This window comes from Streptomyces sp. NPDC055506 (genome assembly GCF_053643595.1).
The window spans coordinates 22,137-43,206 of record NZ_JBSHKH010000024.1 but is presented as its reverse complement, the minus strand read 5'-3'; the positions used below and the strand labels follow the sequence as shown (position 1 = coordinate 43,206).

The window sequence follows — 21,070 nt, the reverse complement described above, 5'->3', positions numbered from 1 at the left end:
TCCTAGAGGTTGGAGAAGTCCGGACCCTTGGTGCGCGTGCGCTTGATCTCGTAGAAGCCGGGGACCGAGGCCACCGCGAGGGTGCCGTCCCAGAGGCGGCCGGCCTCGTCGCCCAGCGGCGTGGGGGTGACGACCGGGCCGAAGAAGGCGATCTGCTCGCCGTCGGAGCCGGGCACGGCGATGACCGGGGTGCCGACCTCCTGGCCGACCTTCTCGATGCCCTCCTTGTGGGAGGCGCGCAGCTCGGCGTCGTACGGGGTGGAGTCCCAGTGCTCGATGAGGGACGCGGGCAGGCCGGTGTCCTCAAGGGCGGCGGCGACGATCTCCTTGCCGGGGCCCCCGCCCTGGTTGTGGATACGGGTGCCGAGCGCGGTGTAGAGGTCGCCGAGCACCTCGGCGCCGTGCTCCTGCTGCGCGGCTATGACGACCCGGACGGGGCCCCAGGCCTTGGTCTCGAGCATGTCGCGGTACTCCTCGGGCAGCTCGTCGAGCTTGTCCTCGTTGAGGACGGCGAGGCTCATGACGTGCCAGCGCACCTCGATGTCCCTGACCTTCTCCACCTCAAGCACCCAACGGGAGGTCATCCATGCCCAGGGGCACAGCGGGTCGAACCAGAAGTCGACGGGGGTCTTGTCCGACATGTCTCTCCTCATGAGGAAACTGTTTCCTCCGGGAACGCCGGTGCTCGCCCCGGTCATTCCCGGCCCCTGGTGTCAGGGGCACGTGGCAGGATCAGTGCTGATCAGCCTCAGGGGTCCTTTCCCCACGACATACGAGGAGTGCCGCCCGTGCCCGGTGAGAATCTGTCCCGCGACGAGGCCCGGGAGCGGGCCGCCCTGCTGAGCGTCGACGGGTACGAGGTGTCCCTCGACCTGCGGTCCGCGGTCGGCGAGGACGACGGCGCCGGGCCCCGCACCTTCCGCTCGGTGACCACCCTCCGCTTCCGCTGCAACGAGCCCGGGGCGAGCAGCTTCGCCGACCTGATCGCGCCGAGTGTGACGGCCGTCTCACTCAACGGCCGTGATCTGGACCCCGGCGAGGTCTTCGACGGCTCCCGGATCACGCTGGAGGACCTGGCCGCGGACAACGAGCTGGTCGTCGACGCCCAGTGCGCCTACTCCCGCACCGGCGAGGGCCTGCACCGCTTCGTCGACCCCGAGGACGGCGAGGTGTACCTGTACACGCAGTACGAGCCGGCCGACTCCCGCCGGGTCTTCGCCAACTTCGAGCAGCCCGACCTGAAGGCCCCCTTCCGCTTCGAGGTGCGGGCGCCGGAGGGCTGGACGGTGTGGAGCAACGGCGTCGGCGAACTGGGCGACGGGGTCTGGCGGTTCGCCGAGACCAAGCCGATCTCGACGTACATCACGTGTGTGGTGGCGGGCCCCTACCACTATGTGACGGACAGCTACTCCCGTACGTTGGCGGACGGCACGACGCTGGAGATCCCCCTCGGCGCGCTGTGCCGCAAGGGCCTCGCGCCCCACTTCGACTCCGACGACGTCTTCCTGGTCACCAAGCAGGGCCTGGACTTCTTCCACGACCACTTCGACTATCCGTACCCGTTCGGGAAGTACGACCAGGCGTTCGTGCCCGAGTACAACCTGGGCGCGATGGAGAACCCGGGCCTGGTGACGTTCCGGGAGGAGTTCATCTTCCGCGGGAAGGTGACCCAGGCGTCCTACGAGGGCCGGGCCAATGTCCTCCTGCACGAGATGGCGCACATGTGGTTCGGCGACCTGGTCACCATGGAGTGGTGGGACGACCTGTGGCTGAAGGAGTCCTTCGCGGACTTCATGGGCGAGTTCTCACTCGTCGGCGCGACCCGCTTCGTCAACGGCTGGATCACCTTCGCCAACCGCCGCAAGGCGTGGGCCTACCGGGCCGACCAGCTGCCCTCCACGCACCCGATCACGGCGGACATCCGCGATCTGCAGGACGCCAAGCTGAACTTCGACGGCATCACCTACGCCAAGGGCGCGTCGGTGCTGAAGCAGCTCGTGGCCTACGTCGGGCAGGACGCGTTCCTTGAGGGCGCCCGGCGCTACTTCAAGCGGCACGCGTACGGCAACACGCGCCTCGGTGACCTGCTGTCGGTGCTGGAGGAGACCAGCGGCCGGGACATGAGCGCCTGGTCGCGGTCCTGGCTCCAGACGGCCGGGGTGAACTCGCTGACCCCTCAGGTGCTGTTGAGCCCGGAGGGCCGCGTCGAGGAGCTGGCGGTGGTGCAGGAGGCCGCCGAGTCGCACCCCGAACTGCGGCCGCACCGGGTGGCGGTGGGCCTGTACCGGGTGACGGACGGCGGCACGCTGGAGCGGTACGCGCGCACCGAGACCGACGTCGACGGCGCGCGGACGGTGGTGGCGGGCCTGGCGGGTGCCGAGGCGCCCGATCTGGTGCTGGTCAACGACGACGACCTCACGTACTGCAAGATCCGCTTCGACGCGACCTCGCTGGCGACGCTGCGCGAGCACCTGGGTTCGGTGAGCGATCCGCTGGCGCGCGCCCTGTGCTGGTCGGCGCTGTGGAACATGACGCGGGACGCGCTGCTCCCGGCGCGGGACTTCGTGGACCTGGTGCTGCGGTTCGCGGGGCGCGAGTCCGAGATCGGCGTGCTCCAGATGCTGCACGCCTGGGCCGAGTCGGCGGTCACGCACTACGCGGCGCCCGCCCGGCGGGAGGAGGCCGGGAGGCTGCTCTCCGAGGGCGCGCGGCGCGAGCTGTACGCGGCCGGTCCTGGCAGCGAGCACCAGCTCGCGTGGGCGCGGTTCTTCGCCCGGGTGGCCGCCGCGGACGCCGACTTCGAGCTGCTGCGGGATCTGCTGACGGGGGCGGTGGCGGTCGAGGGCCTCGACCTGGACCAGGAGCTGCGGTGGGTGTTCCTGGAGCCGCTGGCCGCGCACGGGGTGGTGGACGAGAAGGTGCTGGCCGAGGAGCTGGCCCGGGACGACACCGCCTCGGGCAAGCGTCACCAGGTGCGCTGTCTGGCCGCCCGTCCGTCGGAGGCGGTCAAGGCGCAGGCCTGGGCGCAGGTCGTGGAGTCGGACGCGCTGTCCAACGCCATGGTCGAGGCGACCATCTCGGGCTTCGAGCAGGGCTCGCAGCGGGATCTGCTCGCGCCGTACTCGGCGAAGTACTTCGCGGCGATCGAGCGGGTGTGGGCCGAGCGGTCGATCCAGATCGGCATGCACGTGGTGTCGGGCCTGTTCCCGTCGCTCCAGCAGTCCCAGGAGACTCTCGACGCCACGGACGCCTGGCTGGAGTCCCACCGGGAGGCGGCCCCGGCCCTGCGCCGGCTGGTCCTTGAGGCCCGGGACGATCTGGCGCGGGCTCTGCGGGGGCAGGCGTGCGACGCGGCGGCCGAGTAGGCAGGGCCCTGACACCTTTGGCCTGAGATTTCGGGTTCCGTCACCGTTACGGAATACAGGCAATCACAGCCGTAACCCCTGGTCCGCACCCGAACGGACCAGGGGGTTTCGGCATCCGAACATCCGTCCTTTAGTGCCGGATTGTCCGTATGTGTCGACGGAGCTGTAACAGGGGTTAAAAGGCGGGTCCGACACGGGAAATTGCCGGTCATGACGCACAACACCCCGCTCTCCCCCCGCCCCCTGCACGACCTGTCCGGCCGCGGCCGGCTCCGGGTGATGACCGTCGCGCAGCTCCGCGCCCACGGTGTCTCGACGGCCCAGGTGAACGAGCAGTGCACGCCCGGCGGCCCCTGGCAGCAGCTCCTCCCCGGCGTCGTCCTGCTCCACCCGGGCCCGCCTACCAGCGAGGAGCGGCTGCACGCGGTGCTGATGTACGCGGCGCGGGAGCGCGGCACGGGTGTCCCCGCCCAGCCGGGCGCGGACGGCTCCGGCGCCCCCGCCCACCCCGAGGCGATGATCACGGGCCTGGCCGCGCTGACGCTGCACGGCTTCTCCTCCACTCCCCCGCTGCCGTCCCTGGACGTGATCGACGTCCTGGTCCCGCGGATGCGCCGGCTGCGCTCGACGGGCTGTGCGCGCATCGTCCGGGGCGTCGCGCCGCCGGTCCCCGAGCAGGTCACCGGCCTGCCCGTCGCGCCGGTCGCCCGTGCGCTGGCCGACGCGGTGGCGGGCCTCGCGGACGCCGTCGTCGTGCGCCGGCTGATGACGGAGGCGGTGCGCGGCGGGCACTGCGAGCCGGCCGCGGTGGTGCGGGAGCTGAACCAGGCCCGGCTGCTGAGCCGCCCGCACGTGGTGGACGCGGTGGATTCCCTGCTGGCCGAGGGCCGGGCGATCGCGGAGGACCGCCTGTACCGGATGGTGCGCGAGTACGGGCTGCCCGACCCGGTGTGGAACGTGGACCTGCGGCTGCCCGGCGGCCCCTACCTCGGCGGTCTGGACGCGTACTGGCCGGACCAGGCGGTGGCGTTGGAGCTGGACACCCGGGCACCCCGGCAGAACGACGAGGCGCAGTGGTCGGAGTACGCCCGCAAGCGCGAGCACCTGGAGCGGCTCGGCATCACGGTCGTCCACATCACGCCCAGGAAGCTCCGCGACTCGGTGGAGCAGCAGGCGACGGTGGTCCGCACGGCCCTGATGGCGGCGGCCGACCGCGAACCGGCCGCGTATGTGGTGGCGCTGCCCCGGTAAAGCTCGCCGGCGGCCCCTCCTCGTGTACCGGCGGCGCCTGATCTTGATCTCCCCGGCCGGCGGCTACGAACCATCAGTGGGGGGAATCGCACCGCCTCGCCGCGCGTGAGTCCGGCCGGCCGTCTGCTGCGGCAGACAGGTGAATCTGTCAGACGGACGGCTTTGGACCGGATGCGCTCCGCGGAGAACAGGGCCAGTGTCGAGCTGAGCCGAGGAGGCGCGATGGACCGAGGAGCCGGAGCTCAGAGGGAAGGTGACACGAACGGGGGGCGAGCAGGGGCCGCAGACGACCCCGAGCTGAACCGGCTGCTCATCCGCGCCGCCGACGGTGACGAAGAGGCCTTCGCCGCACTGTACGACGCCCTGGCGCACACGGTGCTGGGACTGACCTGCCGCGTGGTCAAGGACAAGGCCCAAGCGGAGGAGGTGACCCAGGACGTGATGGTGGAGGTGTGGCGGACCGCCGACCGGTTCCAGCCCGCGCGCGGAGCCGCCCGGAACTGGGTGCTCACCCTCGCGCACCGCCGCGCGGTGGACCGGGTCCGGTCCGTCGCCGCGGGCCGCGCCCGCGAGCTGCGCGCCGCGGTCCGGGAGCAGGAGCGGTCCTTCGACACCGTCGCCGAGGAGGTCGAGACACGGGAGGAACAGCGGGTGGTCTTCCGCTGCCTGACCCAGCTGGCCCGCGAGCTGCGGCTGCCCCTGGTGCTGGCCTACTACGAGGGGCTGACGTACGCGGAGGTCGCCGAGGCGCTCTCGATGCCGGCCGGCACCGTCAAGTCGCGGATGCGACAGGGGCTGCGGCGCCTGCACGACTGTATGGAGGCCGGCTCGTGAACCTCACCGGCGACCCCCACCTCGATGTCGGCGCGTATGTGCTGCACGCGCTGCCGGCCGACGAGGAGGCCGCCTTCGAGGAACACCTGGCCGGATGCGCGCCCTGCCGCGCGGAGGTCGATCAGCTGTCCGGAGCGGCCGCCGGGATGGGGGCGGCCGAGACGAACACGCCCTCGGCGGACCTGCGCCGTCAGGTGCTGGAGCGGATCGCGGCCGTACCTCAGGACCGGTCCGTCGCGGCGGAGTCCCGGCGACGGCGCCGCCGGCAACGGGGTCTTCAGCTGGCGCTGGCGGCGTCCCTGGCGGCGGCCGCGGCTCTCGGCGGCATCGCCTGGTGGCAGAGCTCGGAGGCCGACTCCGAGCGTGAGCACTCCGCCGAGGAGCGCTCCGAGTACCGGCGACTCGCCGACGTCCTGACCGCCCCCGACGCCACGATCAGCACCAAGGGGCTCGCGGACGGCGGGACCGCGAGCGTGGTCGCCTCCCGGGCGCGGGACCAGTCCGCCGTGTTCTCGGCGGGGCTGCCGCCGCTCACCGATGACCGGGTCTACCAGCTCTGGTACTTCGAATCGGGGCAGCTCCGGCCCGCCGGGCTGCTGTCCACCGCGGACGGGGGTCATGCGGAGGTCCTGGAAGGGCCCCTCGGCGGGGCCACCGCCGTCTGCGTCACCGTGGAACCGGCCGGCGGCTCCCGACACCCCACCACCGACCCGATCGGCGTCATCTCCGTCCCCGCATGACGAGCACTGCCGCATGACGGTCAGCCGCACGGCGCTCACCGCTCGGCCACCGCGACGGCGGCCGCGTGCCCCGGGCCCACCGTCACGTCGTCGACCGTCCAGCCCGGCATCCGGCGGGGCCCGCGCGCGGAGGCGCCGAGGTGGTCGGAGCCGAGGTCACGTCCGAGTCCGGTGCCGAGCCCCTTCAGATACGCCTCCTTGCGTGTCCACACCCGGGCGAAGGCGGCCGGGCGGCCCCGCGGCGGACACGCGGCGAGCTCGGCGGCCTCCCGGGGGTGCAGCGTCGCCGTGAGGGAGGCGACGACGTCCGGGTCGGGCAGCCGCTCGATGTCCGCGCCGACCGCCGTGTCCGCGAACGCGAGAAGGCAGAGCCCGTCCGTGCGGGAGACGGAGAAGCTCAGGGGCACTCCGGGCACGTCGGGACGGCCGTGCGGGCCCTGGCACACCGGGCAGGGGCGCCGTACGAACGTCACGTCCGACGGCTCGACCCCGAGGTAGGCGCCGAGGAGCAGGCGCAGGCACACATGGGCGACCCGGTAGCCGTCCCGGTCCGCCGCCCGGTGCAGTGCCGCGGCCCGTGCCCGTTCCCCGCTGTCCAGCAGCGTGCCGGCGAGCGGGGCCACGGCGCCTCGGAGGTCCTCCACCCGGGCCAGCCACACTCGGGGCCGGCCGGGGCTGGGCGGCTCCGGAGGCCGGGCCCAGGCGGCGGACGTCAGCCGCTCGGGACGCAGGGCCGGTCTCGCGGGTCCAGCGGGTCTCGCGGGGAGGGGGCACATGGCACGGCCGTCCCGGGTCAGTCGGAGGGCGCTCGCACCGCGCGGGGGTCCGGGATGGAGTCACCGCCGTACAGGGCCTCTACCCAGTTGCTCTGGTAGATCGTGTCGAGATAGCGCTCCCCGAGATCCGGGGCGATCGCGACGGGCGTGAGGCCCGGTGTTCCGTGCCGGGCGAGCCAGTTCGTCGCCCCGCTGACGACCGTGCCGGTCGAGCCGCCGAACAGGAACCCCTGCCGCGCCATGCTCCGGCAGGTGCGGATGGCATCCGCCTCCTCGACGCGCACCGCCTCGTCGACGTAGCTCTCGTCGAGCAGCGGGGGCCGGACGCTCATGCCGAGGCCGGGGATCATCCGCCGTCCGGGCGGGTCGCCGAAGATGGCGGAGCCGACGCTGTCCACCGCGACGATCCGCACCGGCCGGTGCCAGGAGCGGAACCAGCGGGCGCAGCCCATCAGGGTGCCGGTGGTGCCGACGCCGATGAACAGGACGTCCAGGAGCGGGAACCAGCGGGCGATGGCCGGGGCGGTCCGGAAGTAGTGCGCCTTCCAGTTGTCGGGGTTGGTGTACTGGCTCAGCCACACATAGCGGTCGTCGGCGGCGCACAGAGCGCGCACATGCGCCAGCCGCGCGCCCAGCAGTCCGCCCGTGGCGCGCTCGTCGGAGACGACGTGGACCTGGCTGCCCAGGGCCTCCATCATCAGCCGGGTGGCGAGGTTGCACCGGGAGTCCGTCACACAGACGAAGCGGTAGCCCTTGCTCGCGGCGATCATGCTCAGCGCCACGCCGAGGTTGCCGGAGGAGGACTCGACCAGGATCGAGTCCGGCCTGAGGGTTCCGCCGCGCTCGGCGGACTCCACCATCTCGGTCGCGGCCTTCATCTTGATGGAACCGGCGAAGTTGAAGCCCTCGCACTTGAGGAAGAGCCGGTGTCCCGTCATCGGCTCGAGGTCGACGTACAGGTCCTCCTCGTTGAAGGCGTGGGGTACGGATATGACAGGCACGATGTTCTCCTCGTACGGCACCGGACGGTGGACGGGTTACGCCCTCAGCCGTGCCGGCTCAGTTCGTGAAAGAAGTTCTCGATGACCCGCAGTTCGCCGGAGCGGGCCACTTCGTCGTAGACGTAGCCGCCGACCGCGAGATCGAGCACGCCCAGGCCGAACGGTGAGAAGACCACCGGCCGGCCGGCCGGGACCGTCACCCGGCCGGCCATCACGTCGTCGAGCGTGCCGAGCAGGAAGTCGCGGTTCCCGGTGAGGCGTTCGGTCAGGTGCGGTGAGGTGGCGGCCCGCAGGCAGTGGTCGATGTCGTCGACGACGTTGGTGGCGCCGAGCAGCACCTCGGGTGCCAGGTCGCGCAGCGACACGTGCAGCACCACCGGGTTGTGCCGGAACCAGGACGGCTCGGTGATGTGCGGCCGGTCGGCGACCGTGGCGAAGACGATCAGGTCGCTGAGGCGGATCAGTTCCTCGGCGCTGCCGTGCACGGTGACGCGCCCGACGGCCCCGGACTGCTCCAGGTAGGTGCGGAAGCCGGCGGCGCTGTCGGCGGACAGGTCGTGCACGCCGATGGCGTCGAAGGTCCAGCCGGTGCCCTCCAGATAGGTGTGGATGTAACGGGCGATCAGACCCGCCCCGACGAACCCCAGCCGGGCCGGGCGCGGCCGTCCCCTGCTGAGCCGGTCGGCGGCCGACACCGCGGACGCGGCGGTCCTGGCGGCGCTGATGATCGAGCTCTCCATACAGGCGAAGGGGTAGCCCGTGACGGGGTCGTTGAGGATGAGGACGGCGGATGCCCGGGGGATGCCCGAGGCGACGTTGGCCGGGAAGCTGGAGATCCATTTCAGTCCGTCCGCCCGGCCCTCGCCGCCGAGGGAGGCCGGCAGGGCGATGATCCGTGCCGTCGGCCGGTCCGGGAAGCGCAGGAAGGAGGACGGCGGGTTGACCGTGCGGCCGGCGCCGTGCAGGCGGTACGTGGCCTCGACGACCTCCACCACGGTCTTCTCCCGGCCCTGGAGCACCTCCTTGACCTGGCTCCCGGGGATGACGGCGAAGGACGGCACGACCGGGGTGCCGGTGTCCGTCATGGCGGTCCGCGGGGCGGTGTGCAGGGTGGTCATGCCGCTTCCCTCCCCGGCTGCGGTCCTGGGAGGCCGGGACGCACGGGGTCGGCCATCGCCACCACGACGTCCCGCGGGCCCTGGTAGGCCTCCCGGCTGTGCGCGGTGCGGATGTTGTCCACGAGCATCAGGTCCCCGCGCTGCCAGGACCGGCGTACGGTGTGGGCCTCATAGGTCTTGTTGATCTGTTCGACGACGTCCGGGGGCACCGGATCGCCGTTGCCGTAAAGGGTGTTGAAGGGCAGGCCGTCGGGGCCGTACTCGTCGGTCAGGAACTCCCTGACCTCGGGTGCCATCGTCCATTCGTTCAGGAACGCGATCTGGTTGAACCAGCAGCTTTGACCGGAGACCGGGTGCCGTACGACGGCGGGCCGGTGCTGCCGGGTCCGCAGCGAACCGTCCGGCTGCCAGGCCCAGTCGATCGCGTGGGCACGGCAGTAGGCCTCGACCGCGCCGCGGTCGTCGGTGCCGAAGGACTGGCCGAGGGTCGCGCCGATCCCCTCGTTGTAGGCCCTGGTGAGCAGCCAGCCCTCCCGGTCGAAGCGGTCGACGAGGTCGGCGGGCAGCGCCCGCAGCACGGCGGTCGCGTCGGCCACCGCGGTGGCACCGCCTTCGACGGGCGGCTCCAGGCACGCGAACAGCATCAGGCCGGGGCACTCGAGGGCGTAGCTGAGCTCGTGGTGCATGCACATGGGCTGGGTGGGCGGCCAGGCCGACGACGAGTAGACGCCGTCCGCGTGGCGCTCGCGGGCGGCGAAGGCCTCGCGTTCGGTCATGGGGTGCTCGGCCACCCGGTGGAGGACCGAGTCGACGTCGGCCGGGGTGCGCAGGCCGAGGCCCCGGACGGTGACCGCCCCGTGCTCGGCGACGAGTTCGCGCAGCGCGGCCCGGGCGTCCGGGAGGTCTTCCGCGTCGAGTACCGGAAGGCTCCCAGGGGCCTCTGTCGTGGTGGCGGCCCTGTTCTTGCGGAAGAGTGCCGACAGCATGTCGATCTCACCTCTCGCGGCTCGTACGGGTGTCGATCAGCCGGGCCAGGTCGGCCAGTACCGGGCGGCCGGCGAGGTCGCGCGGGGAGATCACCCGGTCCAGCGAGACCGCGAGCCGTACCGCCGACAGGGACGTGCCGCCCAGATCGAAGAAGTTGTCGTCCCGGCGGATCCGTCCGGGCGGCAGGCCGAGTTCCGCCTCCCAGCGCGCCGCGAGCCGCCGTTCGGCCGGGGTCCGCGGGGTGCCGTCGGAGTCCCGGGCCGTTCCGAGGTCCTCGGCGAGTGCTGTGAGCGCCTTGCGGTCGGTCTTGCCGTTGGCGGTGAGCGGCAGGCGGTCCAGCCGGTGGAAGGTCGCCGGGACCATGTACGCGGGGAGCAGGTCCGCGAGCCGCTCGCGCAGGTCCTCGGCGGTCACCGCGCCGTCGCCCGCGCAGAAGGCGGCCAGTTGGCGGCCGTGTCCCTCCGCCCCGGTCACCACGACCGCGCAGTCCGTGACGCCGGGCACGCGCAGCAGCGTGTTCTCGACCTCGCCGATCTCGACCCGGAACCCCCGGATCTTGACCTGCGCGTCCCGGCGGCCGAGGAACTCCAGTTTCCCGTCGGGCCGCCAGCGGCCGAAGTCGCCTCCCCGGTAGAGCCGTTCGCCCGGGCGATGGGGGTCGGCCTGGTATGCGAGCCGGGTGCGTTCGGCGTCGTTGACGTAGCCGCGTCCGACGCACACCCCGGAGAAGACGATGGCGCCGGGCGCGCCGAGCGGCACCGGAAGCAGGTTCTCGTCGACGACGTACTGGCGCACGTTGGCGATGGGCCGCCCGATCGGGATCCGGTCGGTGGCGGGCGCCCGGTCCATCACCTCGTGGTGGGTGTCGTCGGACGTCTCGGTCAGCCCGTAGGCGTTGATCAGGCGCACGGCGGGCCCGGTGGTGAACCACCGGTGGACCAGCTCCCCGCGCAGCGCCTCGCCGGTGACGGACACGCAGCGCAGGTCCGGCAGGTCCCGGGGGGCGCGTTCCAGCGCGGTCAGGATGACGTCGAGGTAGGACGGCACCACTTGCAGGACGTTGACGCGTCCCTCCGCGATCCGGTCCAGGAACCGGTCCGCGTCGAGGACGGCGTCCTGCTCGACCAGCAGGGTCCGCCCGCCGGTCAGCAGCCCGGCGAGCAACTGCCACAGCGAGATGTCGAAGCTCTGCGAGGCCGTCTGCGCCACCACGGTGCCCTCGCCGATGCCCAGATCGTGGATCTTGGCGTACAGATGGTTGAGCAGACCGGCGTGCTCGCACAGCGCGCCCTTCGGCTCTCCGGTGGAGCCGGAGGTGAAGAAGACGTACGCGAGCCGGTCCGCCGGTATGTCCAGGCGGAGATCCGTTCCGTCGGCGGCCCGTTCGGTGAGGTCCGGGACGAGCAGCCGCCGGGTTCCGGGCAGTGTCGCGAGCGCCCGGTCCAGCCGGGTGGTGCTGCCCGGTGCGGTGAGGACGTACGAGCAGTCGGCGCGGGTGAGCATCGCGCTGATGCGGCCGGGCGGGTGATGCGGGTCGACGGGCAGGTACACGCCGCCGGCCTTGAGGACGCCGAGTACGCCGGCCGCCCAGTGGAGGTCGCGCTCGGTCACCACGGCGACCGTGTCCTCGGGGCCGAGCCCTTCGGCCAGCAGGGCCCGGGCCACCCGGTTGGCCCGGGTGTTGAGGTCCGCGTACGTCAGGCCGCTGCCCTGGTGGACCACGGCGACGGCGTCCGGATGCCGGCGCACCCGTTCCTCGAACAGTTCGTGGAACCGGCGGTCCGGCAGCGCACGGCGCGGTCCCGCCGCCAGCCCGTCGAGCTGGAACCGGAGTTCGTCCGCGGACAGCAGGCTGCCCCGGTCGTGGCGGGCGTCGGGGTCGGCGGCGATCGCCTCCAGCGCGGCACGGTGGTACCCCGCGATCCGGGCGGCACAGTCCGCGTCCAGCAGGTCCGTCCGGTGCCGCAGACGCAGCACGAGCCGGCCGCGCTCCTCGCCCGCCGAGATGCCGAGCAGCACCCCGCGGTCCATCGGGACGTCGGCCTCGTGCCCGGCGAACACCGCTTCGGGGCCGCCGGAGAGGGACGGCGAGCCGGTGCCGGTCGACGGCGCCGCCGCCTCGGCCCGCCGGGCGTCCAGCACCAGTCGGCGCCAGGTGCCGGGCCCGACCACCATCTCGAAGGGCAGCGGCGTGGTCCGGCCCGGGACCAGGTAGCCGCTGCGCACCTCGGGGTCGCCGGAGAGCAGGGCGAGCACCTTCGCGTGGGCGGCGAGGAGGATCGCCGTGAGCGGCACGCCGAGTTCACGGGCCCGCGCCCGCAGGGCCGCCGTCACCTCGCCGGGGACACGGCTGATGTGCTCCCCGATCCCCGGCATCGGCTCCTTCGCCCACCGGGGCACGGCCGTAAAGCCGCCTTCGGCGCTGCTTCCGCTTGCGGGGACGCGGGCCTCGGCCGCTGTCGCTGCCATCACCGCGCACCTCCCCTGTCCCTTTCGTCGAGGTCCGGGCGGGCCGGGTTTCCCGCCCAGCGAGTGCGTTCGGGGACCGTCTCGCCCTTCATGAGGAAGGCGTCCGCCGCCAGCACGGCGCCGTCCCCGATCGTCACGCCGTAGTGCACGAACGCTCCGACGCCGAGGGTGCAGCCGGCGCCGACCGCGCTGCGGTCCGACTTGAACGTGCCGTCCTCCTGCGAGTGGCACTGCAGGACACTGCCCGCGTTGAGCGTGCAGTCGTCCCCGATGGCGGCCATGGGGCGCTCCGTCACAGCACAGCCGTCGTCGAAGACCCGCGCCCCGATCCGGACGCCGAGCAGGCGCCATACGACGCTCTTGAACGGTGTGCCGTCGAGGATGTGCAGATAGGTCTCGGAGGGAACCTTCCAGTACCGCTCACGACGCCAGAAGCGGCGGTCGTAGATCGAGCAGAACAGCGGCTCCGGCGGGCGCACGGCCGTGACGGCCCGTTCGAGGAGGATGAAGTACAGCAGGGTGAACGGCAGCACGACGGCGTTGGCGAGTGCCAGGACCGCCGTGCCCCACACCGGATACCGGCTCGCGGCGAGCGCGAAGAGCAGGACGACGCAGAAGAAGAACAGCCATGTCGTGAGCAGGTGCCATGCCATGGTGACGGCGTTGTGCCGGTTCTTGGCCACGAGGCGGCGGCCGAAACCGTTCCCGTCCTTGAGGTCGTCGAAGGTGCTGTCCCGCGCCACCGACCGCGGGATCTCGAAGCAGGGCGAGCCGAGAAGTCCCACGTCGTGCCGGAGCGGCCCGCTGACGGGGACCGCCACCTTGGTACCGAGCAGGCAGTTGTCGCCGGTCCGGCCGCCGACCGGGTAGGCGATGCGGTTTCCGAGGAAGTTGTGCGCCCCGATCGCGGTCTGCGACAGCCGGAAGGAGGTGCTGGAGTACTCGGCGTTCATCAGGGACAGCCCGTCCGCGACCATGGTCCCGGTGCCGATCCTGCTCAGGAAGGGGCTCTCGTGCTTGACCCCCGTGCCGAAGTTCGAGCCGGTCTGCTCCACCGGAGAGAGCCGATAGCCGATCCAGCGCAGGTAGTGCACGATGGCGCTGCTGTCGCCGAACAGACGGGTCAGGGACTTCCTGTTCGTCATCAGGACGATCGTCCGGTGCACGGTGTGGCGGAAGCCGAAGAGCGGGTACGTCCGGCCGGGCGGGACGAACCTGCCCAGCAGCCGGGGGACGGTGGCCAGGACCACCAGAGCGGCGAGCAGCCCGCCGAAGAAGAGGACGACCGTGACGACCAGCAGGTCGACGTAGAGCACCGTCGCCCCGCCCTTCAGTACGGCGGATCCCTCCAGCATCCGGGAAAGCAGCACGTCCAGGCAGCCCACCGCGAGCGGCAGATACACCAGCAGCGCCGTGAGCAGCATCAGGGAGCCGTGCACCGCTCGCCGTACGGTGCCGCACCGGGCGGGCTCCACCTCCGGGAAGGCGCCGTCCGCCGGCTGGGCCGGAGAGCCGTGCCAGTGCTCGCCGTCGGGGACGGTCTGGCCCGTCTGCAGGGAGGACGCGTGCCCGAGCCGGGATCCGTCGCCGAGCCGGGTCCCGATGTCCAGCACCGTCACCTCACCGACGACCGCGCCCCGGCCCAGGGTGACCGGCCCTGTCTCGATCACACCGTCGACCGCGTGGTAGCCGCTGAGCAGCGCGTCCTTGCGGACGAGCGCGCCGTCACCGACGGTGAGCAGGTCGGTGCAGACGGGAGCGCTGCGCGACAGCATCGTCACCCCCCTGCCGATCCGCGCGCCGAGTGCCCTCAGGTAGAGCGGGTAGAGCGGCGATCCCGCGAACAGGACCAGCGGGCTCGACCGGATCAACGTCTTGACCAGCCAGAACCGGAAGTAGGCGAGGCTCCAGACACGGAACCGCCGTGGTGTGAACCGGCCGATCAGCACCCATTTGGCGATCACGGGCAGGGCGCAGAGCACGACGAACAGCGCGACGCCGAAGACGACGCTGCGCAGATAGGCGTCGAGCAGGTGCGTTTGCGCGGAGATCCATTCATAGCCTCGGGCGGCGACGGCCGCGAGGAGGAAGGCGTAGCCGAGGAAGGCCAGAAGCTGGAGTGCCCCGCAGAGCACGCGGTGCGGGCGGCCCGTGGGCGGCGCCGGTGCCGGGGCGGGTACCGGCGCCCTGGGCAGTCCCGATGGGCTGGGCGCCTCGGCTCCGGGTTGTGGCGGCGGGGTGCCGTCGACCAGTGCGGCCGCGAGGCCGCCGGCGGTCGGATGCCGGTAGACATCGCGCATCGACACCGCCGGCAGGTCCGGCCGGTTCCTCACCCGCGCGCAGAAGTGCGCCATCACCAGGGAGTCGGCACCGACATCCTCGAAGAAGTCGCTGTCGACCCGTACCTCGTCCAGGTGCGCGACCTCCGCCAGCAGCGCGGCGAACCGCTCCGCGGCAGCGGAGGTCGCTGGATCCGGCGGCGCCGCGCTGGGCCGGGCTTCCTCCACGAGGCCCTTGACCGCCTCCTGGAGCTGCTGTCCCGTCATGGAGACCCCCTCGACTGCCGACTGTCGCGTGCTCTGCCTCACTAGGGGTTCGGAGCCAGGCAGCCGCGGTATGGAGGGTCCGGCCCACTTCTCGAAACGTGAGCGGCCGTCTCACCAGCCGGATACCTCACACCGAGCGATCGGAGCACATCGGCCACCACGGACTCGGCCCGCCTGGGGTGATGCTCCTCGAGAGCGCCCAGACACTCCAATCACGCCAGATCCCGCACCACCCACCCCGCGACAGCCGCTGAGCCCACCCGGCGTGCTTGCGGGGAGCGGGCGCGTACGCCCACGCCGTCCGGCAAGCCAACGAGCCGATGACCGCACACAGGGCTCGGCCACCCGCCGACAGTTGTGTCACGTACCGGCCGCTAGGCGTGCCCGCACCGTCTTGCCTACCTCCTCGCGCAGGAACCAGTCCAGTTCCTCGGCGATGCGGGACACCACGACCAGACCCCGGCCGGTCTCTCCTCCCGCCCACTCCCTGACCTCCGGAAACGCCCGTACCGGGTCCGAGACCTCGACGGACAGCCGGCCGTCCTCCAGCACGGCCAGCCGCACCCACAGCTCGTGTCCCACCACCCTGCCGTGCAGCACCGCGTTCGCGACGAGCTCCGACGTGACGAGCACGGCGTCGTCGAGGTCTCCGGTCCAGTTCCACATCGTCAGCCGTCTCCGTGCGTGCAGCCGGGCCAGCCGGACGCTGCGGAGGGTCATGGGGTAGCCCATGGACCAGTCGTGGGTGAGGAGGGCAGGGGTGTGGGGGTTGGGCATGGGGTCCCTTTCGCTTGAGCTGCCCCTTTACGGTGTCGGGCCTCACCTTTCGACTTCAATCGAAACGCAGCTGATTAATCAGGCGGCAGAAAAATGGACTATGCCCAGTTCTGCACAACGGGCTGCGCGGGACCAGCAGGGGGTGTCACACTCTGCACACGGATACGAGCACAACGTGTTGGATCGTAGGGGCGGTGCACATGGCGGCCAAACGCGGGCGCACAGCGCAGCGGCTGGAACTCGGCTTGCAGCTACGTCAGTTGCGGGAGAACTGTGGTCTGGGCGACCGAGGCGGCGGGTTCACCCGCAGGCAGGCGGTCGTCGGACTGCGGATCTCCGAGGCCTCGTTGCAACGGATCGAGTCGGGCTCACTGAACTTCCGCAACGTCGGCGATCTGCGCAAGCTGCTGGACAAGTACGGCGTCACCGATGAGGAGGTCGTCGAGTCGCTGATCAGCCTCAACAAGGAGTCCAACCAGCAGGACTGGCTCACGCAGTACCGAGGGCTCATGCCTGCGGGCATGCCGGGGTTCGTTGGGCTGGAGCCCGAGGCACGTGCCATGAAGGCCTATCACCCGACAGTGGTCTACGGCCTGCTGCAGACCGAGGCGTACGCCCTCGCGACCCACGAGTTGCACAAGCCGGTCGAGGAATACACGTCGGAGTTCATCCGTAGCAGTGTGGAGCTGAGGATGAAACGACAGCAGGTGCTCACCCGCGAGAACCCGGTCAAGCTGCACGTCATCCTCGGCGAGGCCGCGCTGCGGTATCCGGTGGGAGGCACAGAGGTGATGCGTGAGCAGTACGCGAAGATCGAGAAGCTGTCCGGCTGGGATCACCTCACGATTCAGGTGCTGCCCTTCCGCCGGAGCTATCGCTCGACCAACGACTTCGCCATCCTCGACTTCGGGGACGAACTGCCGCCCCGTGTGCAGACCGAGAGCGCGTGGGGTTCCGTGTCCACTGCGGACAAGCCACGTGAAGTCGACCGTTTTCACCGACGGTTCGACGCCATGACAGCATCGGCGCTGCCGCCCGAGGACACGCCCGACTTCCTGCACCGACTAGAACGAGAGCTGTAGGCCCATGACCACTCACCCCATCGCAACCGAACTCGCCTCCGGCGAGGCCTGGTTCAAGTCCTCGTACAGCGACCCCGGCCAGAACTGCCTCGAAGCAGCCCACCTCACCCCCTCCATAGCCATCCGCGACTCCAAAACCCCCACCGGCCCCGCCCTGCTCCTCCCCCCGGCCGCGTGGACGGCGTTCCTCACCCACGTCGGCCGGGAAGAGAACCGGGAAGAGATGTCGTAGCGACGGGCTACTTACCGCAGAACTCCGCCTCGATGATCGCGTCGGTACTTCCCGACCAGTCCCCGTTGAAGTTGACGGCGAGGGAGTGCCGGCCGTCCTCGGTCGTCACCGCGTCCGAGTTCGAGCCGAAGATGCCGCCGTCGTGGCCCCAGACGTGGACGCCGCAGCCGAGCTTGCGGTCGACGAGCCCCAGACCGTAGCGGCTGGTCTCGCGGCTGGAGGGGACCGTGGTCTTCATCTCCTCCAGCTGCTCGGGCGGGAGCAGCTCGCCCCGGAGCAGGGCCGAGTAGAAGCGGGTCAGGTCGGCCGAGCTGGAGACCATCTGGCCGGAGCCGTAGGCCAGACGCGGGTTCAGCTCCGTGACGTCGTACGTCGGGCCCGTGTCCGTCTTGGCCAGCTTGGAGTAGGTGCGGCTGCTGGGCCGGGGCAGGGTGACCCGGGTGGGGACCGATGTGGAGGACAGCTTCAGCGGGGCGATGATCCGGCGTTCGATCTCGTCGGCGTAGTCGTCGCTGCCGGTGGCCTTCTCGATCACCCGTGCGGCCAGGACGTAGTTGGTGTTGGAGTACGCGAAGGACGTGCCCGGCTCATCGAAGTGCGGCTTGTTCGCCATGGCGATGGCGATCGCCTCCTCGGGGGACGCCTTGTCGAAGCGGTGCTTCATGAAGCCGTCCGGGGTCATGTACTTCTGCTGGAAGCCGGTGTCGCGCAGGTAGTCGAAGATGCCGCTGGAGTGGTTGAGGAGCTGGCGCAGCGTGATCCGCCGGCCGTCGTGGCCGTTGCCCCGGACCACGCCCGGCAGCCACTCCTCCACCGTGTCGTCCAGCGACAGCAGTCCCTCCGCCTCCAGTTGCAGGACGACGGTCGCGACGAACGTCTTCGTGACGCTGCCGACTCGGTAGTGGTCCGCCGTCGAACGCGGCTTGCCCGTCTTGAGGTCGCCGACGCCGGCCGTGGCCGCCCAGGTACCGTGCCCCCGCCGCACGGTCACGGTCACGCCCGGGACTCCGTCGGCCACCGCGGCCCGTACCGCCTGCCGGGTCGCCTCGTGACCGCCGTTGGACGGAGCGGCCAGCGCCGGTGCGGCCAGGGCCGCCGTCAGAGCCACGGCCGTAGCCGCCGTCAGAGTCGTACGCAGGTCTTTCCTCATGTCCCCGTTTCCCCCTGTCACATCGAGCTCTGTCACATCGAGCTCTGTCAGGGGGTGGGACCTCAGCCCCACGGCCCGGGTTGACCAGGACCCGGACAGTTGAGCCGGAATCAGCCCTTCTTCAGCACCAGCTCGGTGTTGCGGTCCTCCGGGTCGCCGCCGAGGTTGGGGTTCGCGCCGGGGGCGTTGAGGGACAGCTCGCGGTAGAGGGCGGCCAGGCCGGTCTGGGAGAGGTCGGAGAAGTCCGTGCGGTGCGGGGCCGAGGACTCCACCAGCGTGGTGAACAGCGAGATCGTGCCGTCCTTGTTGTCGGTCAGCTCGATGACCCGGGCCAGCTGGGGGAAGTCGACGTGGGAGGCGGTGGAGATCTCCCAGAAGGTGCCGCCGCCGGACATCGAGTGCGGGGTGATGACGTTCTTGTGGATGTGGCCGTTCACCCACGCGAGCACGTTGCGGTGGCCGCCGAGGAGGGCGAGGACCTCCTGGCCGCTGTGCCGGCGCTCGCCCGGCCGGGACGGGTCGTTGCGGAGGTTCGTCATCGTCTTGCTGGTGTGGTGGCTGAAGATCACCGCGTGGGAGTCCTTGTTCTCCCGCAGGGTCTTCTCGAGCCACTTCATCTGGGCCGTGCCGAGGGAGCCCTCGTAGTGGCCGCCCGCGTCGGTGGTGTCCAGGCTGATGCCGATGACGTCGTCGGAGACGCGGAAGGCGTAGTACTGGGTGCCCGTGTCCAGGTTGGCGGAGGAGTAGCCGTGACCGGCCGGGCCGACACCGCGGTGGGCCGGGTTCAGGTGCGCCTGGAGGTACTCGGCGGTGGTGAAGGGGGCGCGGCTCTCGTCCGGGGTGACCGAGCGCATGGAGCGGGCGTGGGACTTGAGGAAGTCGTGGTAGCGGACGCCCTTGGGGTCCCGGGCCTTCTTGATCTGCGCCTGGAGCTGCCGCGCCTCCGCCGCGGACACGTTCATCAGCTTCTTGCCGCCGACGGCGAGTTCAGTGAGGTAGGGGTCGCCGTGCGAGGCGTAGCAGCCCATCGGCAGGGAGTCGTGGTTGCCGACCGTGGAGTACCAGGGCAGGTTGAGGCCGGGGCTGCGGACCTCCCGGACGGCGGCCTTCAGGAAGCCGTCGAGCTGCGGGAAGCCGGCCTGCTTGTCGCTGTCGCGGACCGCGGCGTCGGGCTGCCAGTACTGCTTGAGGCCGCTGTTCTGGACGCCCTCGTACTGGCGCGGGTCCCCGGTGTTGGGCGTGATGCGCCCGCCGCTCATGATCTTCAGGAACCAGTCCAGCTCGGACTTGCAGTTGTTGTCCGTGTTGTCGCCGGTGGTCATGGCGAAGTGCAGCGGGGCACCGGTGACGGGAGCGCCGCGGAGCGCGTTGATCCGCTCCACCAGCGCGATGGCGCCCTGCACGGTCAGCGCCTCGTGCGGCCGCCAGGCGTGGATGTCGGCCGAGCGGAGGTACTCCAGGCGCAGCGGGTGCTGGGCGTCGATGATGTGCAGGTCGGTGAGCTGCACGAACGCCGCGAGCGCGGTACGGCGCCCGGCGCGGCCGGACTTGGGCGCGGCCAGGTCGGAGCGCACGACCCGCTGCCAGCCGGCTCCGTCGCCCAGGCGCCGGTAGCCGGAGCTGCCGCGCGGGGTGGCGACGGAGGCGAGGGTCGTGCCCTTGGTGTAGGGGGCCAGCGGGGCGGCCGGCGCCTGGCGCGAGGAGGCCGCTACTGCCTCGGTCGTCTCCTTGGCCGTGGCGGCCTGGCTGTCGCTGGGCCGCAGGGCGTAGCCGACGCCCGCGGAGAGGGCGACCGCGCCGCCGGCGGCGAGGACGGAACGACGGTGGATGCCCTGGCCGGATCCTGCGACTGAGCGTGTGCGCGACATGCGCTTCTCTCCCCGAGTACGAACGCGTCGGCAGTGGTCGCGGGGCGTTCGTCATTCGAACACCCCGCTCACACTGGATCGTTGGCACCGGGAATGACCTGTACGTAAACGCGACGGCAACGGGCAGCGCCGATCACCGTACGTGGATCTTGGCCCACCCTCCGCGTCGACGACCGCTCCGGGAACGGCCCGGAGTCGGTCACTCGCCGTTCATCTTCCGGGGTACTGCACCTATTCCGGACTCATTCCCGACCTATTCCGGAACGCCGTTGAGCCGTCCGCCGGCCGGGCGCTCGCGCCACAGCCGCAACGCCGTGTCGACCAGCCCGATGCGGACCAGGCCGGGCACCGCGTCCAGGTGCTGCCAGGCGGCGAGGTCGGTGGAGCCGCCCACCTCGTTGCGCAGTTCGCCGCCGGTGATACGGCCCTCGTAGACGAACCGAACGCTGTGATGGTCGACGGAGCGTCCGAAGCCGTCGCGGAAGACGCGGTGGGAGGAGTCCACGCCGAGCAGCCCGGTCACTTCTATCCGGTACCCGGTCTCCTCCTCCACCTCCCGTCGCACGGTGTCGTAGGGATCCTCGCCGTGCTCCATGCCGCCGCCCGGCACGACCCACTCGGGGGTGCCGTCCTGGGCGGGTGAGCGGGCGAGCAGGATCTGTCCGTCACGGACGCATACGGCGTAGGCCGCCACCCTCAACTTCTCTCGCACTCCGGGACGTTAACCGATTTCACCGTCTTCAGGACTCATGCCCGCAAAACGCATCGCGGGTTTTCCCCATACATCCATCTCGTTTCGGTCAACAGTCCCCAAAGAGCGTGCCCTTACGCAAAGCTGTGCGATCGTCCGGCCTCGCGTTCGGACCGTTGCGAC

Annotated in this window: 17 protein-coding genes; 6 read left to right on the top strand and 11 right to left on the bottom strand. The window is 71.2% G+C overall.

Features of this window, described 5'->3' with window-relative positions; all coding sequences use genetic code 11:
- Window positions 1-2 precede the first annotated feature (2 nt).
- Complete coding sequence (locus ACWIF2_RS12285) at window positions 3-641, bottom strand: mycothiol-dependent nitroreductase Rv2466c family protein (RefSeq protein ID WP_454360102.1); 639 nt, start codon at window positions 639-641, stop codon at window positions 3-5.
- A gap of 147 nt (window positions 642-788) precedes the next feature.
- Here ACWIF2_RS12285 and pepN point away from each other — a divergent pair, with 147 nt between their 5' ends.
- The 4 genes from pepN to ACWIF2_RS12265 all read left to right on the top strand — a co-directional run bounded on the left by pepN (window position 789) and on the right by ACWIF2_RS12265 (window position 6,190).
- Window positions 789-3,365: an aminopeptidase N gene (gene pepN / locus ACWIF2_RS12280; RefSeq protein ID WP_454360101.1), complete on the top strand. Its 2,577-nt coding sequence runs from the start codon at window positions 789-791 to the stop codon at window positions 3,363-3,365.
- Between the two features lie 210 nt (window positions 3,366-3,575).
- Window positions 3,576-4,616, top strand: a complete 1,041-nt coding sequence (locus ACWIF2_RS12275; protein WP_454360100.1) for a hypothetical protein — start codon at window positions 3,576-3,578, stop codon at window positions 4,614-4,616.
- Window positions 4,617-4,838: 222 nt separating this feature from the next.
- Window positions 4,839-5,450 carry an ECF RNA polymerase sigma factor SigK gene (gene sigK / locus ACWIF2_RS12270; protein ID WP_454360099.1) on the top strand — a complete coding sequence of 204 codons (612 nt, stop codon included), beginning with the start codon at window positions 4,839-4,841 and terminating at the stop codon, window positions 5,448-5,450.
- Window positions 5,447-6,190: an anti-sigma factor gene (locus ACWIF2_RS12265; RefSeq protein WP_454360098.1), complete on the top strand. Its 744-nt coding sequence runs from the start codon at window positions 5,447-5,449 to the stop codon at window positions 6,188-6,190. Before sigK ends, ACWIF2_RS12265 begins: the two co-directional genes overlap by 4 nt.
- A 35-nt stretch (window positions 6,191-6,225) precedes the next feature.
- Here the strand turns inward: ACWIF2_RS12265 and ACWIF2_RS12260 are convergent, their stop codons facing one another.
- The 7 genes from ACWIF2_RS12260 to ACWIF2_RS12230 all read right to left on the bottom strand — a co-directional run bounded on the left by ACWIF2_RS12260 (window position 6,226) and on the right by ACWIF2_RS12230 (window position 15,864).
- A complete protein-coding gene (locus tag ACWIF2_RS12260; protein ID WP_454360097.1) occupies window positions 6,226-6,834 on the bottom strand; it encodes a 4'-phosphopantetheinyl transferase family protein in 609 nt (202 codons plus the stop codon).
- A gap of 149 nt (window positions 6,835-6,983) precedes the next feature.
- Window positions 6,984-7,967, bottom strand: coding sequence for a 2,3-diaminopropionate biosynthesis protein SbnA (gene sbnA / locus ACWIF2_RS12255; protein ID WP_454360096.1), 984 nt, complete (start codon window positions 7,965-7,967; stop codon window positions 6,984-6,986).
- 44 nt (window positions 7,968-8,011) lie between these two features.
- A complete protein-coding gene (sbnB, locus tag ACWIF2_RS12250; protein ID WP_454360095.1) occupies window positions 8,012-9,085 on the bottom strand; it encodes a 2,3-diaminopropionate biosynthesis protein SbnB in 1,074 nt (357 codons plus the stop codon).
- A complete protein-coding gene (locus ACWIF2_RS12245; RefSeq protein WP_454360094.1) occupies window positions 9,082-10,071 on the bottom strand; it encodes a TauD/TfdA family dioxygenase in 990 nt (329 codons plus the stop codon). Before ACWIF2_RS12245 ends, sbnB begins: the two co-directional genes overlap by 4 nt.
- A 7-nt stretch (window positions 10,072-10,078) precedes the next feature.
- Window positions 10,079-12,541, bottom strand: coding sequence for a non-ribosomal peptide synthetase (locus tag ACWIF2_RS12240; protein ID WP_454360093.1), 2,463 nt, complete (start codon window positions 12,539-12,541; stop codon window positions 10,079-10,081).
- Window positions 12,541-15,087, bottom strand: a complete 2,547-nt coding sequence (locus ACWIF2_RS12235) for a Pls/PosA family non-ribosomal peptide synthetase (RefSeq protein WP_454360092.1) — start codon at window positions 15,085-15,087, stop codon at window positions 12,541-12,543. The genes ACWIF2_RS12240 and ACWIF2_RS12235 overlap by 1 nt, the downstream gene beginning before the upstream one ends.
- Window positions 15,088-15,447: 360 nt before the next feature.
- Window positions 15,448-15,864 carry an ATP-binding protein gene (locus ACWIF2_RS12230; protein ID WP_454360091.1) on the bottom strand — a complete coding sequence of 139 codons (417 nt, stop codon included), beginning with the start codon at window positions 15,862-15,864 and terminating at the stop codon, window positions 15,448-15,450.
- A gap of 200 nt (window positions 15,865-16,064) precedes the next feature.
- Here ACWIF2_RS12230 and ACWIF2_RS12225 point away from each other — a divergent pair, with 200 nt between their 5' ends.
- Both ACWIF2_RS12225 and ACWIF2_RS12220 read left to right on the top strand, forming a co-directional pair.
- Complete coding sequence (locus ACWIF2_RS12225; protein ID WP_454360090.1) at window positions 16,065-16,946, top strand: helix-turn-helix domain-containing protein; 882 nt, start codon at window positions 16,065-16,067, stop codon at window positions 16,944-16,946.
- A gap of 4 nt (window positions 16,947-16,950) precedes the next feature.
- Window positions 16,951-17,178 (top strand): DUF397 domain-containing protein, encoded by a 228-nt coding sequence (locus ACWIF2_RS12220; protein WP_454360089.1) that lies wholly within the window; start codon window positions 16,951-16,953, stop codon window positions 17,176-17,178.
- 7 nt (window positions 17,179-17,185) lie between these two features.
- Here ACWIF2_RS12220 and ACWIF2_RS12215 read toward each other — a convergent pair whose 3' ends face one another.
- The 3 genes from ACWIF2_RS12215 to ACWIF2_RS12205 all read right to left on the bottom strand — a co-directional run bounded on the left by ACWIF2_RS12215 (window position 17,186) and on the right by ACWIF2_RS12205 (window position 20,908).
- Window positions 17,186-18,328 carry a serine hydrolase domain-containing protein gene (locus tag ACWIF2_RS12215; protein ID WP_454360088.1) on the bottom strand — a complete coding sequence of 381 codons (1,143 nt, stop codon included), beginning with the start codon at window positions 18,326-18,328 and terminating at the stop codon, window positions 17,186-17,188.
- 110 nt (window positions 18,329-18,438) lie between these two features.
- Window positions 18,439-20,196, bottom strand: a complete 1,758-nt coding sequence (locus ACWIF2_RS12210) for a TIGR03767 family metallophosphoesterase (protein ID WP_454360087.1) — start codon at window positions 20,194-20,196, stop codon at window positions 18,439-18,441.
- A gap of 253 nt (window positions 20,197-20,449) precedes the next feature.
- Window positions 20,450-20,908 carry an NUDIX hydrolase gene (locus ACWIF2_RS12205; RefSeq protein WP_454360086.1) on the bottom strand — a complete coding sequence of 153 codons (459 nt, stop codon included), beginning with the start codon at window positions 20,906-20,908 and terminating at the stop codon, window positions 20,450-20,452.
- Window positions 20,909-21,070 lie beyond the last annotated feature (162 nt).

Bases quoted from the DNA above. Each gene is read 5' to 3' on its own strand.
- ACWIF2_RS12285 (WP_454360102.1), bottom strand. From the start codon at position 641: ATGTCGGACAAGACCCCCGTCGACTTCTGGTTCGACCCGCTGTGCCCC.
- ACWIF2_RS12275 (WP_454360100.1), top strand. From the start codon at position 3,576: ATGACGCACAACACCCCGCTCTCCCCCCGCCCCCTGCACGACCTGTCC.
- sigK (WP_454360099.1), top strand. From the start codon at position 4,839: ATGGACCGAGGAGCCGGAGCTCAGAGGGAAGGTGACACGAACGGGGGG.
- sbnB (WP_454360095.1), bottom strand. From the start codon at position 9,085: ATGACCACCCTGCACACCGCCCCGCGGACCGCCATGACGGACACCGGC.
- ACWIF2_RS12245 (WP_454360094.1), bottom strand. From the start codon at position 10,071: ATGCTGTCGGCACTCTTCCGCAAGAACAGGGCCGCCACCACGACAGAG.
- ACWIF2_RS12240 (WP_454360093.1), bottom strand. From the start codon at position 12,541: ATGGCAGCGACAGCGGCCGAGGCCCGCGTCCCCGCAAGCGGAAGCAGC.
- ACWIF2_RS12235 (WP_454360092.1), bottom strand. From the start codon at position 15,087: ATGACGGGACAGCAGCTCCAGGAGGCGGTCAAGGGCCTCGTGGAGGAA.
- ACWIF2_RS12230 (WP_454360091.1), bottom strand. From the start codon at position 15,864: ATGCCCAACCCCCACACCCCTGCCCTCCTCACCCACGACTGGTCCATG.
- ACWIF2_RS12225 (WP_454360090.1), top strand. From the start codon at position 16,065: ATGGCGGCCAAACGCGGGCGCACAGCGCAGCGGCTGGAACTCGGCTTG.
- ACWIF2_RS12220 (WP_454360089.1), top strand. From the start codon at position 16,951: ATGACCACTCACCCCATCGCAACCGAACTCGCCTCCGGCGAGGCCTGG.
- ACWIF2_RS12215 (WP_454360088.1), bottom strand. From the start codon at position 18,328: ATGAGGAAAGACCTGCGTACGACTCTGACGGCGGCTACGGCCGTGGCT.
- ACWIF2_RS12210 (WP_454360087.1), bottom strand. From the start codon at position 20,196: ATGTCGCGCACACGCTCAGTCGCAGGATCCGGCCAGGGCATCCACCGT.